Source organism: Sutcliffiella sp. NPDC057660 (assembly GCF_042800035.1).
Lineage (GTDB): Bacteria > Bacillota > Bacilli > Bacillales > Bacillaceae_I > Sutcliffiella_A.
Genome location: NZ_JBHVHV010000005.1, coordinates 213942 through 230814, shown reverse-complemented (window position 1 = coordinate 230814; position 16873 = coordinate 213942). Strand labels below are relative to the sequence as shown.

Sequence of the window (16873 nt, the reverse complement as noted above, 5' to 3'; positions counted from 1 at the left end):
ATGATAAAAATCGCCCCCTCAATCCTGAGCGCAGACTTTGCCAATTTGCAAAAAGACATACATGATGTGGAGCAAGGCGGAGCCGACTATATTCATATTGATGTGATGGATGGTCACTTTGTACCAAATATCACGATTGGTCCACTTGTTGTGGAAGCGATCCGTCCGATAACAAAGCTTCCATTGGACGTCCATTTGATGATTGAAAATCCTGATACATACATCCCTGCTTTTGCAAAAGCTGGAGCTGACATCATTTCGGTACATGTGGAGGCATGCCGTCATCTTCATCGTACAGTTCAACTCATCAAGGCTGAAGGAGTGAAAGCTGGAGTTGTCATTAATCCCGCAACCCCTGTGGAAAGCATTGTTCCCATCCTGAATGATGTGGATCTCGTTCTGCTTATGACGGTCAATCCGGGCTTCGGTGGACAAGCATTCATTAAGGATGTACTGACGAAAATTAGTCAGGTAAGGTCTCTCATAACGGAACGGGGATTATCGGTTGAAGTGGAGGTGGACGGTGGAGTCAATCCCGAAACCGCCGCACTTTGCGTCGAGGCCGGAGCGGATGTGCTTGTTGCAGGTTCAGCCATTTATCAACAGGCAGACCGTAAAGAAGCCATTTCATCCATCCGTGGAAACTTGACATAAACCTGAAACTTGAGATATAAAAGGTCTTCAAATTGAAGGCCTTTTATTCTTGTCTTTGTTAAACAAGAGTGCTGTTATTTATGTATACTAGCTGTTGATTGGAGCAATAGGCGAAGACTCCTCGAAAATGCGAGCATTTTCTTCGTGCGATGAATCGCTGCCGGAGCTTTCCTTGTCCTGCGGGAAGTAGCGATTAGTGGAGACCCCACAGGCGAAGCCGAGAAGGCTCACGCAAGCCCCTTGGGTCGCTGCGCCTAGTGCAGAAATCAACAGCGGTGTTTAACGGGGCCATATTCTTAATAAGGAGCAAAAGGCAATGAAAATAATTATTGTGGCCGGTGGACCGCCGGAATATATCCCGTACCTAAAAGTAAACACTTCTGAATCCATCACTTGGATAGGGGTGGACAGGGGCGTCCATTATTTATTGGAACAGAATATAGTCCCCCAGAAAGCGTTCGGGGACTTTGACTCTGTAACAGCTGCAGAACTGGCGGAAATGAAGAAGAAAATTACAGACCTTGATATGTTTCCAAGTGAAAAGGACGAAACGGATACAGAGCTTGCTGTCAATTGGGCCATGGCACAAAACCCTTCTTCCATAACCATGTTGGGAGTGACCGGTGGAAGACTCGACCATTTTCTTGGCAATGTGCAACTCCTGCTAAAAGGGATCCAAAACGGATTCACCATTGAAATCCGGGATAAACAGAATATCCTTTATCTGGTCAATCCCGGACAATACCCTATAAAAATGAATAAGGACCTCCCATACATCTCATTCCTTTCCATAACCCCTACAGTAAGCGGAATCACTCTGGATGGATTTAAATATCCCCTAAAAAATAGGAATATAAAATGGGGCGACACACTATGTATAAGTAATGAACTAGATACTGAAAATGGTACTTTTTCATTTAAGGATGGCATATTAATGATGATAAGGAGCCGTGATTCATCCCATTTTATGTGACGGCATTCTTCATCTGCACGTATTCATTCATATCTATTATGGTTAAAAAGTTCCGGGGAGGGAAATGGAATGAAATTTTATACGATAAAGTTGCCGAGGTTTTTAGGTGGTATCATCCGTGCCATGCTGGGATCGTTTAAAAAAGAGTAGAGCACCTTTATGAGGTGCTTTTTTGATAGATATTCCGATAATAATATTATGTTAACTAAAAGAACAAAAGTAAAAAGCGACAGGGGATTATCCCTGTCGCTTTTGCATGTGCGCATATAAATTATACGCGCTCAACTTTACCTGATTTTAAAGCTCTTGCAGATACGTATACACGCTTTGGCTTACCATCTACCAAGATACGAACTTTTTGAAGGTTTGCACCCCAAGTACGTCTTGAAGAGTTCATTGCGTGAGAACGTGAGTTACCAGAACCAGTCTTTTTGCCAGTGATTACACATTTACGTGCCATGTTTAATTCCCTCCTAACTACAAAGAAACATCAATCAATATTTTCATTTAGTGTCAGAAAAACGATGCACGGGACCTCCGTCAATAGGAAGCAGGTCCATACAGTGTCTTTCTTTTCATAGATAAAACAGTTGAAAATACTTATATAATTTAACATACAACCCCGCACAATGCAATAGTTCTGAAGAAAGCTTTCAAGAAAAAAGCCTTGACATACATGTTTCTAGCATTCAGTATAATAATAGTATTATTACAATAGCATTCGTCTGCTTTCAAAAACCTTTCTTTTATAGTAAAATAACGAGTAGACAAGGTGAATAAACCAATCGAAGGGGGAACCTTTATGTCCATCGAACTAAAAACATCTTATGGTCAAATAGATATTTCTAATGATGTAATTGCAACAATCGCAGGTGGAGCAGCTGTAGACTGCTATGGCATTGTAGGAATGGCTTCCAAAAGCCAGCTTAAAGATGGGTTGTCAGAAATACTTCGAAAAGAAAACTTTACAAAAGGTGTTATCGTACGCCAGGAAGAAGATCGATTACATATTGATATGTACATCATTGTAAGCTATGGAACGAAAATTTCAGAAGTGGCGCATAATGTACAGACTAAAGTAAAATATACCCTTAATCAAATGCTCGGTCTTTCCGTTGATTCATTAAACATTTATGTACAGGGAGTTCGAGTTACGAACCCGTAATAAGGAGGAAAATTTAGTGTCAGTAAAAGTTCTAAATGGGAAACGTTTTGCACAGATGATTATTCAGGGTGCAAATCATTTATCTAACAACGCCAAGACTGTGGATGCGTTGAATGTGTTTCCGGTTCCTGATGGAGATACAGGTACGAACATGAACCTTTCCATCACATCAGGAGCAAAGGAAGTAAAAAACAATGTTTCCGAGCATATCGGCAGTGTTGGTTCTGCTCTGGCTAAAGGCCTACTTATGGGGGCAAGAGGTAACTCGGGGGTTATTCTTTCTCAGCTATTCCGTGGATTCTCCAAGCATATCGAATCAAAGGAAACGATCACAAGCAAGGATTTTGCACATGCGCTTGAAGCAGGAGTTCAAACGGCCTATAAAGCAGTTATGAAGCCTGTGGAAGGAACTATCTTAACGGTTGCGAAAGATGCAGCCAAAAAGGCGGTCGCTGTTGCAAAGAACGAAGACGACATCATTGTTTTAATGGAAGAAACGCTAAAAGAAGCGAATGCATCTTTGAAGCGTACTCCTGACCTGCTGCCAGTTCTTAAAGAAGTTGGCGTAGTCGACAGTGGTGGACAAGGTCTCGTTTATATTTATGAGGGCTTCCTGGCTGAATTGAAAGGCCAAAGAATTGAAGATATCGTACCAACCACTTCGATGAACCAATTGGTTAGTGCAGAGCACCATAAAAATGTGCATGCGGCCATCAATACAGAGGATATAGAATTCGGCTACTGTACAGAATTCATGGTTAAATTCGAAGCGGATAAATTGAAGGCGAATCCTTTTACAGAAGATAAATTCCGCAATGACCTATCTCAACATGGAGATTCTTTACTGGTCATCGCTGACGATGAAATTGTAAAAGTTCATATCCATGCAGAACAGCCTGGCGATGTGTTGACTTACGGTCAGCGCTACGGCAGTCTTATCAACATGAAGATTGAGAACATGCGTGAGCAGCATAGCAACCTACTTTTTGAAGAGGATGAATATGCAGCACCGACTGTTGCGCCACAAGCGAACAAAAAGCGTGAGAAGTTTGGAATCATCACCGTTGCAATGGGTGAGGGTATTGCTGAGCTATTTAAGAGCATTGGGGCAAAGGCGGTTATTGAAGGCGGCCAAACGATGAATCCGAGTACAGAGGATATCTTAAAGGCAATTGAGGAAGTAAATGCCGACAACGTCATTATCCTTCCAAACAACAGCAATATCATCATGGCTGCCAAGCAGGCTGCTGAAGTTGCCGGCAATCATGTTGCAGTAATTGAGAGCAAAACGGTTCCTCAGGGGATGGCGGCTATTCTTGCTTTCAATCCTACTGGTGAGCTGGCAGACAACAAAGAGGCAATGAAAGAGGCTCTTACATCTGTTAAAACCGGTCAGGTTACATTTGCTGTAAGAGACACCAACATCGATGGCATTGAAATCCAAAAAAATGATTTCATGGGAATCGCTGACGGTAAAATTGTCATTACCAGCAAAGATAAAAAGCAGGCTGCCAAAGATCTCCTTCATACGATGATGGATGATGATGCAGAAATCCTGACTGTCATTTATGGTGAAGATGTTTCCCAAGAGGAAGTAGACGAATTGGTGGAAGAACTTGAGCAGGCGTATCCGGATGCTGAAGTGGAAGTTCACAACGGGAAACAGCCGTTATACTCCTACATCTTCTCTATTGAATAAAGCCCCATAATCAGCAAAAAAGAATAAATGCAAAAGAAGGGGTAAATACCCTTCTTTTGTATGTTTTTTTATCAACCAAGGTGTTTGTGTTCATTGTTGATTTTATGTGTCTAGCAACAGCGGTGTTTAAAAGATAGAGGGGGAGTGGGGAAATGAAGTATAGAAGCGTCTTTGATATTATTGGTCCTGTAATGATTGGTCCATCAAGTTCTCACACAGCAGGAGCTGCCAGAATTGGTCGTGTTGCGAGAAGTCTGTTTGGCAGACAGCCTGAATGGGCAAGCATCTCCTTTTATGGCTCCTTTGCAAAAACATATAAAGGCCACGGGACGGACGTTGCGATTGTCGGCGGACTTCTGGACTTTGATACATTTGATGAACGAATCAAAACTTCCCTATCCATTGCTGACTCATTGAGCATGAAAGTTGAATTCATAGAGGAAGAAGCAATAACGGATCATCCTAATACTGCAAAAGTCCGTATTGGTGATGAACTGGGAGAACTGGAGCTTGTAGGCATCTCCATCGGTGGAGGAAAGATTGAAATCACAGAGCTGAATGGCTTTGAATTGAGGCTTTCAGGGAACCATCCGGCACTCTTGGTTGTGCATAATGACCGATATGGTGCGATCGCTGGAGTCGCTAATGTACTTGCGAAATTTGCCATCAATATCGGACATATGGAAGTTTCGCGCAAAGAAAAAGGAAAACAGGCATTGATGACAATAGAAGTGGATCAGAATATTGATGATGCGGTAATCAAAGAGCTGTCTTCTCTGCCTCACATTACACAAGTTACCAAAATAGTCGATTAAATTTCAGAATAATAATGATAGCGCTTTCAATTAGAGGGAAGGGGAGCTTAGTATGTTTCGAAATGTAGCAGAATTAATCGAGCTTGCCGAAAGCACCGGTAAGAAAATATCCCAGCTCATGATTGAACAGGAAATGGAGTTCACTGGTAAGAGCAAGGAGGACATCCTATCGCAGATGGATCGAAATCTAGAGGTGATGGAACAGGCGGTTGAAAGAGGGCTGCAAGGGGTAAAATCCGTTTCTGGTCTTACTGGGGGAGATGCGGTCCTATTACAGAAGTATATTGAATCCGGGAAGTCTTTGACCGGCAAAAATATTCTGGATGCTGTTAGTAAAGCTGTTGCCACCAATGAAGTGAATGCGGCGATGGGAACGATATGTGCTACACCGACTGCAGGATCTGCGGGAGTAGTTCCTGGCACCCTATTTGCAGTGAAAAATGTGCTAAATCCAACGCGCGAGGAAATGATCAATTTCCTGTTCACTTCTGGAGCATTCGGGTTTGTTGTAGCGAATAATGCCTCCATATCAGGTGCAGCAGGTGGTTGTCAGGCTGAAGTTGGCTCAGCTTCCGGTATGGCTGCTGCCGCAATCGTGGAAATGGCAGGAGGCACACCAGATCAATGTGCACAAGCAATGGCCATTACACTGAAAAACATGTTAGGATTAGTATGCGACCCTGTAGCTGGCTTAGTGGAGGTCCCTTGTGTGAAGAGAAACGCAATGGGAGCGGCCAATGCCATGGTAGCCGCAGATATGGCGCTTGCAGGAATTACAAGTAGAATTCCATGTGATGAAGTGATTGACGCGATGTACAGAATCGGTCAAACGATGCCGACTGCATTAAAAGAAACAGCGCAAGGAGGGTTGGCGGCAACACCAACTGGACGTGAGCTAGAAGCGAAAATATTTGGTGTTCCCTTACAAAAAGGTGAGTAAACTATCTGAAACTTCGATAACAAATGTTAAAGGTATTGGGGAAGAGACAGCCAATTCCCTTCATAGCATGGGAATTGAATCCGTAGAGGATCTTCTCATGCATCTCCCATACCGATATGAAGACTATCGCTTGCGGGACATTTCCGAAGTGAAACATGATGAGAAAATAACAGTGGAGGGGAAGGTTCATGGTGAGCCTTCTCTTATGTATTATGGGAAGAAGAAATCAAGACTGACTTTTCGCGTTTTTGTGGGAAGCTTTCTAGTAAAGGTAGTCTGTTTCAATCGACCGTTCTACAAAAACAAACTGGCAATCAATGATACCATCACCATTACAGGTAAGTGGGACCAGCACAGACAGACCATCACGGTTCTGGAAATACATTTTGGTCCTTTTACAGAGGGGCGGGAAGTGGAGCCGGTCTATTCTGTGAAAGGGAATATTACGGTCAAGCAGATGAGAAAGTTCATCCACTCTGCCCTAAAAGAGTATGGCGACCGAATCGATAATTCGTTGCCACCTGTTCTGCTGCAAAAGTATAAGCTGCCTTCCAAGAAGGACTCCATTACCGCCCTACATAATCCCGTCAATCAAGAAATGCTGAAAGGAGCCAGACGCTATCTCGTCTATGAAGAGTTTCTGATGTTTCAGCTGAAAATACAGGCGCTGCGTAAATATCAACGAGAGCATTCCAAAGGAATCTCCCAAAAGTATGCTGAGAAAAGCTTGAATGAATTTATTCAGGTTCTCCCTTTTCCTCTAACGGGTGCTCAAACTCGGGTATTGAAAGAAATTCTGGGAGATATGGCTTCTCCTTACAGGATGAACCGCTTGCTCCAGGGGGATGTTGGATCCGGGAAAACCGTTGTTGCGGCAATTGGTCTGTATGCATCCTATCTTTCCGGCTATCAGGGAGCGTTGATGGTCCCGACTGAAATTCTTGCAGAACAGCATGCGCAATCCCTGACAGGGCTGTTTGCATCTACCCCTTTAAGGGTTGAACTTTTGACGAGTTCTGTAAAAGGAAAGAGAAGAAGAGAGCTTCTCGAGCAATTGAAAAATGGGGAAATAGATATTTTGATAGGAACACACGCATTGATTCAGGACGAAGTGGATTTTGCCAGATTAGGTCTTGTCATCACGGATGAACAACATCGTTTTGGCGTAGGGCAAAGGAGAATTTTGAGAGAAAAAGGGGAGAGTCCTGATGTATTGTTCATGACTGCAACTCCTATTCCAAGAACTCTTGCCATTACTGCCTTCGGTGAGATGGATGTCTCCATCATTGATGAAATGCCTGCTGGAAGAAAAGCGATTGAAACGTATTGGGCTAAACACCAGATGATTGATAGGGTACTGTCGTTTGTGGAAAAGGAATTGCTGAAAGGAAGACAGGCCTATGTGATCTGCCCCCTCATTGAAGAATCAGAAAAACTCGACGTGCAAAATGCCATAGATGTCCATGATATGCTGACCCACTACTACCGGGGAAAATGGAAAATTGGTCTTATGCATGGCCGCCTGAATTCCGATGAGAAAGAAAAGGTGATGCAGGAATTCAGCGACAACCTGGCGCAGGTATTGGTTTCCACAACTGTAGTAGAGGTGGGAGTCAACGTCCCGAATGCTACAATGATGGTGATCTACGATGCTGAGCGGTTTGGCTTATCGCAACTCCATCAATTAAGGGGACGTGTAGGTCGTGGTTCCGAGCAGTCTTACTGTATTTTGCTCGCAGATCCTAAATCCGAAGTAGGGAAAGAACGGATGAAAATCATGACAGAAACGAATGATGGATTCGTCCTTTCTGAAAAGGATCTCGAACTCAGAGGGCCTGGTGACTTTTTTGGAAGAAAACAAAGCGGTGTTCCTGAATTTAAAGTAGCCGACATGGTTCATGATTACCGCGCCTTGGAAGTTGCCAGACAGGATGCCTATGATCTTCTTCATTCGCAAAGTTTCTGGGAAGAAGACCAATATGAGGATTTAAGGACAGTGATTGAGGAATCAGGCGTTCTGGATGGAGAAAAACTGGATTAATTCCATCACATAATCTCGGAAGCTAGCAGAAGTTTGCTAGCTTCCATTTTTGATTGAAAGTATGATTTTAAGTAGAAATAGACTACATATAAAGATTTTTTCTTGCAATATGAAGGACTCCTATATATACTACTATTAGTACCTAGTCATAATAGTTCGGATGGTGTAATTAGATGAGAAGAAATAAAAAGGAGCGCCAATTATCGTTAAAAGACAAGATAAAAGAGAATCCTTTTATTACGGATGAAGAATTGGCGGAATTTTTTCAAGTGAGCATTCAAACGATCCGATTGGATCGACTGGAACTTAGTATTCCTGAATTAAGGGAAAGAATAAAAAATGTAGCAGCCCGTACTTTGGAAAAAGAAGTCCGTTCCTTGCCTATAGAGGAGATAATCGGGGAAATCATTGATCTGGAGTTGGACCAAACTGCCATATCCATCTTTGACGTTCAGAGCGAGCATGTATTCAAACGCAACAATATTACACGTGGTCATCATCTTTTTGCACAGGCAAACTCGTTGGCTGTTGCCGTCATCAATGACGAATTGGCATTGACAGCTAAAGCGACCATACGTTTTACGAGACCCGTAAAGCTTGGGGAACGCATCGTAGCCAAAGCGGTGGTCAGTAAAGTAGACAAGGAAAAAGGCAGAACAACCGTAGAAGTGAAAAGTACCGTTGGCAGCGAAAAGGTGTTTCACGGGGAATTTGAAATGTTCCGGTCTACAAGTTTTTAATCTAGCAAAGGTAGGTAGTAAAACATGAAAATCGCAATAGATGCAATGGGCGGGGATCATGCACCGAAGTCCATGGTGGAAGGAACAATGAAAGCGGTCGAGGCTTATCCTGATCTGACGTTTACTTTAGTTGGCGATGAGCAGAAAATACGACCATACTTAACCAATGATAAGAATATAAGCATTATACATACAGAAGAAGCGATTTCAGGTGACGAAGAGCCGGTAAAGGCGGTCCGCAAAAAGAAAAACTCCTCTTTGGTTCTGATGGCCAAGGAAATAAAAGAAGGCCGAGCGGATGCTTGTATTTCTGCAGGAAACACGGGAGCTTTGATGACTGCCGGACTATTGGTGGTAGGAAGAATCAAAGGAATAGAGCGCCCGGCACTTTCACCGACATTCCCCACAATCGGCGGAGAGGGATTTGTGATGCTTGATGTGGGAGCGAACGTGGATGCAAAGCCGGAACACCTCTTCCAATATGCGCTAATGGGTTCCATCTATGCCGAAAAAGTAAGAGGAATTAAAGCACCTCGTGTAGGATTGTTGAATGTAGGTACCGAGGATAAAAAAGGGAACGAATTGACAAAAGCCGCATTTGAGATGATTAAAGAGTCCGGTGCTGTACATTTTATCGGAAATGTGGAATCACGCGATCTCTTGAATGGTGTAGCAGATGTAGTGGTGACAGACGGCTTTACTGGGAATATTGCTTTAAAGACGATCGAAGGTACGGCACTATCCGTCTTTGCCATGATGAAGGAAGCATTGACCAGCGATTTGAAAAGCAAGCTTGCAGCAGCGGTTTTGAAACCGAAGCTAAAAACGTTGAAAAATAAAATGGACTATTCGGAGTATGGAGGAGCCGCCTTATTCGGATTAAAGGCTCCTGTTGTCAAAGCGCACGGATCTTCGGATGCCAACGCTTTTTACAATGCGATACGCCAAACACGCAATATGCTCGAGTCCAACATGGTTGGCGTGATAACAGAAACAATCGAAAAAACGGAATTCGTTACAAAAGAGGAGAACGGGGGAGAATAATGGGTAAAGTAGCATTTGTTTTTCCAGGCCAAGGTTCACAGACTGTCGGAATGGGGCAGGAGCTTTCCGGTCATTTTGAAGTAGTGGACAGCATCATCAAAAAAGCGGATGAAAAACTCGGGTTTAGCTTATCCTCCCTTATGTTTGAAGGACCGCAGGAAGAACTTACATTGACCTATAACGCACAACCGGCATTATTAACGACAAGTATTTCCATCCTAGAGAAATTGAAAGAAGCTGGAATAAATGCTGATTATGTGGCAGGGCACAGTCTTGGAGAATACTCCGCTCTGGTTGCTGCAGGCTCCATCAGCTTTGAAGATGCGGTCCATACAGTATACCTGCGTGGAAAGTTCATGGAAGAGGCAGTGCCAGCAGGGGAAGGCACGATGGCCGCAGTTCTTGGATTGGATGAGGAAGTTCTCCAGTATGTTACAGAGCAAGTGACAAGCACCATTGCTCCAGTCCAGCTTGCAAACCTCAACTGTCCGGGACAGATTGTTATCTCAGGCTCCAAAGCAGGTGTTCAGGCGGCTTCCGAGCTAGCGAAAGAAAAAGGCGCAAAACGCGTCATCCCACTTGTAGTGAGCGGCCCATTCCATTCCAGTCTCATGCAACCTGCAGCAGAGAAGCTTGCAGCTGCTTTGAAAACAATAGATGTGAAGAATACCGAGATCCCTGTTATTGCAAATGTGGATGCACATGAAATGCAAAAAGCTGAGGAAATCAATGATAAGCTCGTCAAGCAATTATACTCTCCAGTAAGATGGGAGCAATCGGTCGAACGCATGATCGAACTTGGAGTAGATACATTTATCGAAGTTGGACCTGGGAAAGTCTTATCAGGTCTGATCAAAAAAATAAACCGCCGAGTAACAACCATCCCTGTCTATGACATGGAGACGTTGCAAAAAGCGTTAGATCACTTTCAAGGGGAGGATACATCAAATGCTTAAAGGTAAAACAGCAGTCATCACAGGAGCATCACGAGGTATTGGCCGAGCAATCGCTTTGGATTTGGCGGAGCAGGGTGCAAATATCGTGGTAAACTATTCCGGCAGTGAGGCAAAGGCCTATGAAGTGGTGGAAGAAATCAAACAAATGGGTGGGAACGCTATAGCGGTTCGCGCTAATGTTGCCTATATGGAAGAGGTTCAGGCGATGATGAAAAAGAGCCTTGAACAATTCGGGACGATCGATATTCTTGTGAATAATGCTGGGATTACAAGGGATAACCTCCTTATGCGCATGAAGGAAGACGAATGGGATGATGTAATCAACATCAACCTGAAAGGCGTTTTCAACACCACCAAAGCTGTGACAAGGCAAATGATGAAGCAGCGCTCAGGCAGAATCATCAATATCGCGTCAATCGTCGGTGTAAGCGGGAACCCTGGACAAGCAAATTATGTGGCAGCCAAAGCGGGTGTCATCGGCCTTACCAAAACGACTGCACGTGAATTGGCATCACGTCACATTAACGTTAATGCAATTGCCCCAGGATTCATTACAACAGACATGACAGATAAATTGAACGAAGAAGTGAAAAGCGAAATGCTGAAGCAGATTCCATTAGCCCGTTTCGGCGATGCGAAGGACATTGCATCCGTTGTTTCCTTCCTTGCAAGTGAAAAGAGTGCGTATATCACTGGCCAGACAATCCACGTGGACGGCGGAATGGTGATGTAATAAGACTGTTCGAGCAGTACCGACAAGGAAGTCGAACAATATTCTTATGAAAATCTGTAGACAATCTGGTTTTTTTCGCAAACTTTAACTATAATACTTGAGGGGAGGTGAAAGTTGTGGCAGAGGTATTAGAGCGTGTAACAAAGATCATTGTTGATCGTTTAGGTGTGGACGAGTCCGAAGTAAATCTTGATTCTAAATTCAAAGATGATTTAGGTGCAGATTCTTTAGATGTAGTTGAATTGGTAATGGAGCTTGAGGATGAGTTTGAATTGGAAATTTCAGACGATGAAGCAGAAAACATTACTACAGTTGCAGATGTGGTCAACTACATAAAAGCAAACACATAATTGCTTCACTTTGAAAGTCCCACTTTATAAGTGGGACTCTTATTCGTTTTCCGGGTATTTTCAGCTAATCCATTCAAACGATGTCCGACTGTATTTCTGCACAAATCTATGCTAACATAAGTTTTTTACATAAAAATGAGCAAATGGTGTAAGATGCTATTTGTAACCTATAAATAATTTGTTAAAATAGTCATGTTATACATCTTTCGTCACATGATTTTATAATCAGCATAGAGAAAGAAGAATGTATGTTGGAGGCACCTTTATGACAAGAAATAAAAGTCGAATAAATGAAAAGAAAAGTGAAGCGATCTCAAAGAAGTTCCAAACGCTTCAAGAAGACTTGGGCATCGATTTTCAAAATGATAAATTACTGTATCAGGCATTTACACATTCATCGTATGTGAATGAGCATCGGAGAAAGCCTTATGAGGATAATGAACGATTAGAGTTTTTGGGGGATGCAGTGCTCGAATTGACGGTATCTCAATTCTTATATAAGAAATTCCCGATGATGAGTGAAGGTCAGCTGACGAAACTGCGTGCATCTATCGTGTGCGAGCCATCACTTGTTTCATTTGCAAATGAGCTTTCCTTCGGTTCTTACGTATTGCTCGGGAAAGGGGAGGAATTGACCGGTGGTCGAGCCAGACCTGCGTTGCTTGCGGATGTGTTTGAATCCTTTATTGGGGCATTGTACCTGGATCTTGGACTGCCAGCCGTATTCTTATTCCTGGAAAAATACGTGTACCCCAAAATTAATGAAGGTGCTTTTTCTCATGTGATGGATTATAAGAGTCAATTGCAGGAATTGATTCAGCGCAATGCTCTTGGCGTGATTGAATATGAAGTCCTTGAGGAGAAAGGCCCTGCGCATAACAGGGAATTTGTCTCCAAGGTCAGTTTGAATAAAGAGGAGCTTGGAATTGGTGTCGGCAGATCGAAAAAGGAAGCCGAGCAGCACGCTGCACAGTTCGCTTTAGACAAGCTCAAGCAATCGAAATAGTAAGAATGGAGAATAGAGGGCGATCCGATGGTGCCTCCGCTGCGGCTATATGGGTCGCCTTCTTTTCTTTTTACATAGCAATAAAATTACGGGCTGTAGTTGAATACAAAAGCAACAATGTATGCGAAAAAGGCCTTTATATAAAACAGAGGTGAAGGATAATGTACCTCAAACGATTAGAAGTGGTTGGATTTAAGTCGTTTGCAGAAAAGATATCGGTAGATTTTGTACCAGGGGTAACAGCCGTTGTTGGCCCTAATGGAAGTGGAAAGAGCAATATCATCGATGCCATCAGATGGGTGCTGGGAGAACAGTCAGCCAAATCTCTGCGTGGGTCGAAAATGGAAGATATCATTTTTGCAGGTAGTGACAGCAGGAAGGCATTAAATATTGCCGAGGTGACCCTCACACTTGATAACAGCAAGCGCATCCTGCCGATCGATTACATGGAGGTAAGTGTAACAAGGCGCGCCTACCGCTCCGGTGACAGCGAGTTTTTGATTAACAAGCAATCGTGCCGCCTGAAGGATATTGTCGACCTGTTCATGGATTCCGGACTTGGAAAAGAAGCGTTTTCCATCATCAGCCAAGGGAAAGTCGAGGAGATACTTAGCAGCAAGGCGGAAGAGAGAAGAAGCATCTTTGAGGAAGCGGCTGGTGTGCTGAAGTATAAATCCCGTAAAAAGAAAGCGGAAAGCAAGCTTTGGGACACACAGGAAAACCTGAATCGTGTATCAGATATCCTTCATGTACTGGAAGGGCAGGTGGAGCCACTTAAAATGCAGGCTTCCATTGCAAAGGATTATCTGGAGAAAAAGGAAGAGCTTGAGCAGATTGAAGTAGGGGTAACCGTCTACGAAATCGAAGAATTACACCAAAAGTGGGAAAGAATCTCTCAGGAAGTCAAGGAGAGTACGGAAAAGGAATTGACCCTTTCTTCTGAACTGTCACAAAAGGAAGCGACACTTGAAAAGTATAAAGACCAAGTGGCTGCACTCGACGAATCCGTCGACTCCCTCCAGCAGGCATTACTTGTTGCAAGCTCGGAGCTTGAAAAACTGGAAGGACGGAAGGAAGTCCTGAAGGAACGCAAAAAGAATGCAAGTTCAAACAGGGCACAGCTGGAAAAGTCATCGGTGGAGTTGGATCAGTTCCTGAAGTCGCATAAAGGGAAATGGCAAACAGAAAAAGCAATGCTTGAAACTCTTCATGAGGAACTGATTTTAACGGAACAGCAGCTCAAGGAGAAGCAGCTGATCAATGAGCAGTTCGATTTGAACATCGAAGAGAAGATTGATGCACTCAAAAGCGATTATATTGAACTATTAAACAAGCAAGCTACTGTTCGTAACGAGCTGACTTATTTAGAACAGCAAGAGAAGCAAGAAGGATTGAAAATCCAAAGGCTTGACGAGGGGAATCAGAAGTATGTGAACCAGCGCCATGCCACAGAACAGAAAAAGCTGGAGATCGAAAATAAGCATAAGGCGGTCAGTGAAGAGCTTCATCAAACCATTGATTCGTTTCGAAAAGAGCAGGCCACTTTAGATCAATACAAGGAATCCTATCAAAAGAAAGAAACAACCCTGTACCAGGCATACCAGTTCCTTCAGCAGACAAGGTCCAGGAAGGAAATGCTCGAAACCATGCAAGGGGATTTTGCAGGATTTTTCCAGGGTGTCAAAGAAATATTGAAAGCCCGTGATGAAAACCGCCTATCCGGTATCAAGGGGGCGGTCGCTGAACTGATCCAGGTGAATCAGTTCGTTGAGACAGCCATAGAGATAGCCCTCGGCAGCGCAACGCAGCACATTGTGGTGGATGATGAACAGAGTGCCCGGTCTTCCATCCAGTATCTGAAGAAGAACGGCTATGGAAGAGCCACCTTTTTGCCTCTTAGCGTGATGAAGCCCCGAACAATGCCGGAGTATCAGCTGAAGCAGATCGGCCAGCATGATGCATTTGTAGGAGTGGCAGCATCACTTGTGGAAAGTGATGCCGCCTATGAAAATATCGTTCTCAATCTTTTAGGAACCATTGTAATTGCAAGGGATCTTAAAGGGGCCAATGCACTAGCCTCCATACTTCAGCATCGCTACCGGATTGTCACACTCGATGGTGATGTGGTGAATCCCGGAGGTTCGATGACCGGGGGAGCTGTTAAGCAAAAGTCCAACAGTCTCCTGAGCAGGGGCCGTGAGCTGGATACGATTGCTTCCAAGCTTGAGGAGATGGAAGGAAAAACGTCCCTTCTTGAAGATCAAGTGAAAACACTCAAGCAGAAAATCTCGGAAAAAGAGATGCAAGTCCAACAGTTGAAAGCATCCGGAGAGGAACTGCGCTATAAGGAGCAGGAAGTCCTGAGCCAGATCAGGGAAGTGGAGCTGGAAGAGAAAAATGTCAATGAGCATCTTAGCTTGTATGATTACGAGAAACAGCAGCTTTCCACCTCTATCCAGCAAGCAGTCGACCGCAAAACTGTCCTTGAGACAGAACTGAAAGAGGTAGGTCTTGGCATATTGGAGCTTGATAGGGAAATAGCCGAACTGCATACCAAGAAAAATGAACAGCACACAACAAAGGAAGCTGTCCAAAACGATCTTACCCAACTAAAAGTGGACTATGCAGGAAAGAAAGAAAAGCTTCATAGTCAATCGGAAAAAGTGGAAAACATCTCACAGGAAATCGAATCAGCACAAGAAAAACTGACAGAAATCCGGGAAGACCTGGCGCTGCTTCAAAGCGAGATGAATGACAACTCTTCAGGGGAACAGAAGCTGGAAGTGGCTGCAAAAGAAAAGCTGCAGGACAAAAATACGACAATGAAGCTGATTGCCGAGCGACGAGCACAGCGTTTGACCATTTATGAAAAAGTGGAGTATGAAGAGCTGGAGCTGAAAGAGCTGAAAAGGCAATACAAGCAGCTCACAGATATTTTGAAAGCGGAAGAGGTAAAGTTGAACAGGCTGGATGTGGAACTTGATAATAGACTTCATCATTTAAGGGAAGAGTATATGCTGTCATTTGAAGCGGCAAAAGAAGCGTATCCCCTTGATGTGGAAATTGAGGAAGCGCGCAAAAAAGTGAAGCTGATCAAGCTTGCCATCGAAGAGCTTGGGACAGTTAATATCGCGGCTATCGAAGAGTATGATCGAGTAAGTGAACGTTACTATTTCCTGAAAGAGCAAAAGGATGATCTGCAGGAAGCGAAGGATACGCTGTTCCAAGTCATTGGAGAGATGGACGAAGAGATGAAAAAACGTTTTGAGACGACGTTTACAAATATCCGTGCACATTTCCATGATGTTTTCCGTTCCCTGTTTGGCGGCGGACGTGCGGATCTTGTACTGACCGATCCGAATGATATGCTGAATACAGGTGTAGATATCGTCGCACAACCACCAGGAAAGAAACTTCAGAACCTTGGGCTGTTATCCGGAGGGGAGCGGGCATTGACCGCAATCGCCCTATTATTCTCCATTCTGAAGGTAAGACCGGTACCGTTCTGTATTCTGGATGAGGTAGAAGCGGCGCTTGATGAAGCGAATGTCCACCGCTTTGCGCAATACCTGAAGCAGTTCAGTAAGGACACGCAATTCATCGTCATCACACATCGTAAGGGAACGATGGAATTCAGTGATGTACTTTATGGAGTGACCATGCAGGAATCAGGTGTTTCCAAGCTCGTTTCCGTAAGGCTGGAAGAATCCAGGGAACTAGTCCAATAAAAAAGCGTTGTTAGAGAGGAAGAGATAGA

General features: G+C 43.8%; 16 protein-coding genes. 15 read left to right on the top strand and 1 reads right to left on the bottom strand.

Going from position 1 to position 16873, the window contains the following annotated elements; translation table 11 throughout:
* The 3 genes from rpe to spoVM all read left to right on the top strand — a co-directional run bounded on the left by rpe (position 1) and on the right by spoVM (position 1777).
* Positions 1–654 (top strand): ribulose-phosphate 3-epimerase, encoded by a 654-nt coding sequence (rpe, locus tag ACFVAD_RS07300; protein WP_386637600.1) that lies wholly within the window; start codon positions 1–3, stop codon positions 652–654.
* A 316-nt stretch (positions 655–970) separates the two neighbouring features.
* Positions 971–1627, top strand: a complete 657-nt coding sequence (locus tag ACFVAD_RS07295; RefSeq protein WP_386637598.1) for a thiamine diphosphokinase — start codon at positions 971–973, stop codon at positions 1625–1627.
* Positions 1628–1696: 69 nt separating this feature from the next.
* Positions 1697–1777: a stage V sporulation protein SpoVM gene (spoVM, locus tag ACFVAD_RS07290; RefSeq protein ID WP_060665857.1), complete on the top strand. Its 81-nt coding sequence runs from the start codon at positions 1697–1699 to the stop codon at positions 1775–1777.
* 121 nt (positions 1778–1898) lie between these two features.
* On the opposite strand, the gene rpmB is transcribed toward spoVM, so the two are convergent.
* Positions 1899–2087, bottom strand: coding sequence for a 50S ribosomal protein L28 (gene rpmB / locus ACFVAD_RS07285; RefSeq protein WP_204413591.1), 189 nt, complete (start codon positions 2085–2087; stop codon positions 1899–1901).
* Between the two features lie 342 nt (positions 2088–2429).
* On the opposite strand from rpmB, the gene ACFVAD_RS07280 reads away from it, so the two are divergent.
* From ACFVAD_RS07280 to smc, 12 genes are all read left to right on the top strand, one after another.
* The gene (locus tag ACFVAD_RS07280) at positions 2430–2792 is read left to right on the top strand and encodes an Asp23/Gls24 family envelope stress response protein (RefSeq protein ID WP_386637596.1); all 363 of its coding nucleotides are present in this window, start codon (positions 2430–2432) and stop codon (positions 2790–2792) included.
* A gap of 16 nt (positions 2793–2808) precedes the next feature.
* Positions 2809–4491 carry a DAK2 domain-containing protein gene (locus ACFVAD_RS07275; RefSeq protein ID WP_386637594.1) on the top strand — a complete coding sequence of 561 codons (1683 nt, stop codon included), beginning with the start codon at positions 2809–2811 and terminating at the stop codon, positions 4489–4491.
* A gap of 152 nt (positions 4492–4643) precedes the next feature.
* Positions 4644–5306: an L-serine ammonia-lyase, iron-sulfur-dependent subunit beta gene (gene sdaAB / locus ACFVAD_RS07270; RefSeq protein WP_386637592.1), complete on the top strand. Its 663-nt coding sequence runs from the start codon at positions 4644–4646 to the stop codon at positions 5304–5306.
* A 52-nt stretch (positions 5307–5358) separates the two neighbouring features.
* Positions 5359–6246 carry an L-serine ammonia-lyase, iron-sulfur-dependent, subunit alpha gene (sdaAA, locus tag ACFVAD_RS07265; RefSeq protein ID WP_386637589.1) on the top strand — a complete coding sequence of 296 codons (888 nt, stop codon included), beginning with the start codon at positions 5359–5361 and terminating at the stop codon, positions 6244–6246.
* A complete protein-coding gene (recG, locus tag ACFVAD_RS07260; protein WP_386637587.1) occupies positions 6239–8287 on the top strand; it encodes an ATP-dependent DNA helicase RecG in 2049 nt (682 codons plus the stop codon). Before sdaAA ends, recG begins: the two co-directional genes overlap by 8 nt.
* A gap of 173 nt (positions 8288–8460) precedes the next feature.
* Positions 8461–9027: a transcription factor FapR gene (gene fapR / locus ACFVAD_RS07255; RefSeq protein WP_386637585.1), complete on the top strand. Its 567-nt coding sequence runs from the start codon at positions 8461–8463 to the stop codon at positions 9025–9027.
* 24 nt (positions 9028–9051) lie between these two features.
* Positions 9052–10071: a phosphate acyltransferase PlsX gene (plsX, locus tag ACFVAD_RS07250; RefSeq protein ID WP_386637583.1), complete on the top strand. Its 1020-nt coding sequence runs from the start codon at positions 9052–9054 to the stop codon at positions 10069–10071.
* A complete protein-coding gene (gene fabD, locus ACFVAD_RS07245; protein ID WP_386637581.1) occupies positions 10071–11027 on the top strand; it encodes an ACP S-malonyltransferase in 957 nt (318 codons plus the stop codon). The genes plsX and fabD overlap by 1 nt, the downstream gene beginning before the upstream one ends.
* Positions 11020–11760: a 3-oxoacyl-[acyl-carrier-protein] reductase gene (gene fabG / locus ACFVAD_RS07240; RefSeq protein WP_386637579.1), complete on the top strand. Its 741-nt coding sequence runs from the start codon at positions 11020–11022 to the stop codon at positions 11758–11760. The genes fabD and fabG overlap by 8 nt, the downstream gene beginning before the upstream one ends.
* 116 nt (positions 11761–11876) lie before the next feature.
* The gene (gene acpP / locus ACFVAD_RS07235; RefSeq protein WP_204413619.1) at positions 11877–12110 is read left to right on the top strand and encodes an acyl carrier protein; all 234 of its coding nucleotides are present in this window, start codon (positions 11877–11879) and stop codon (positions 12108–12110) included.
* A 265-nt stretch (positions 12111–12375) separates the two neighbouring features.
* Entirely contained in the window at positions 12376–13116 is a 741-nt protein-coding gene (gene rnc, locus ACFVAD_RS07230) for a ribonuclease III (protein WP_386637576.1), read from the top strand.
* Positions 13117–13277: 161 nt separating this feature from the next.
* On the top strand, positions 13278–16844 hold the full coding sequence (gene smc, locus ACFVAD_RS07225) for a chromosome segregation protein SMC (RefSeq protein WP_386637574.1): 3567 nt from the start codon (positions 13278–13280) through the stop codon (positions 16842–16844).
* Positions 16845–16873: the final 29 nt, after the last annotated feature.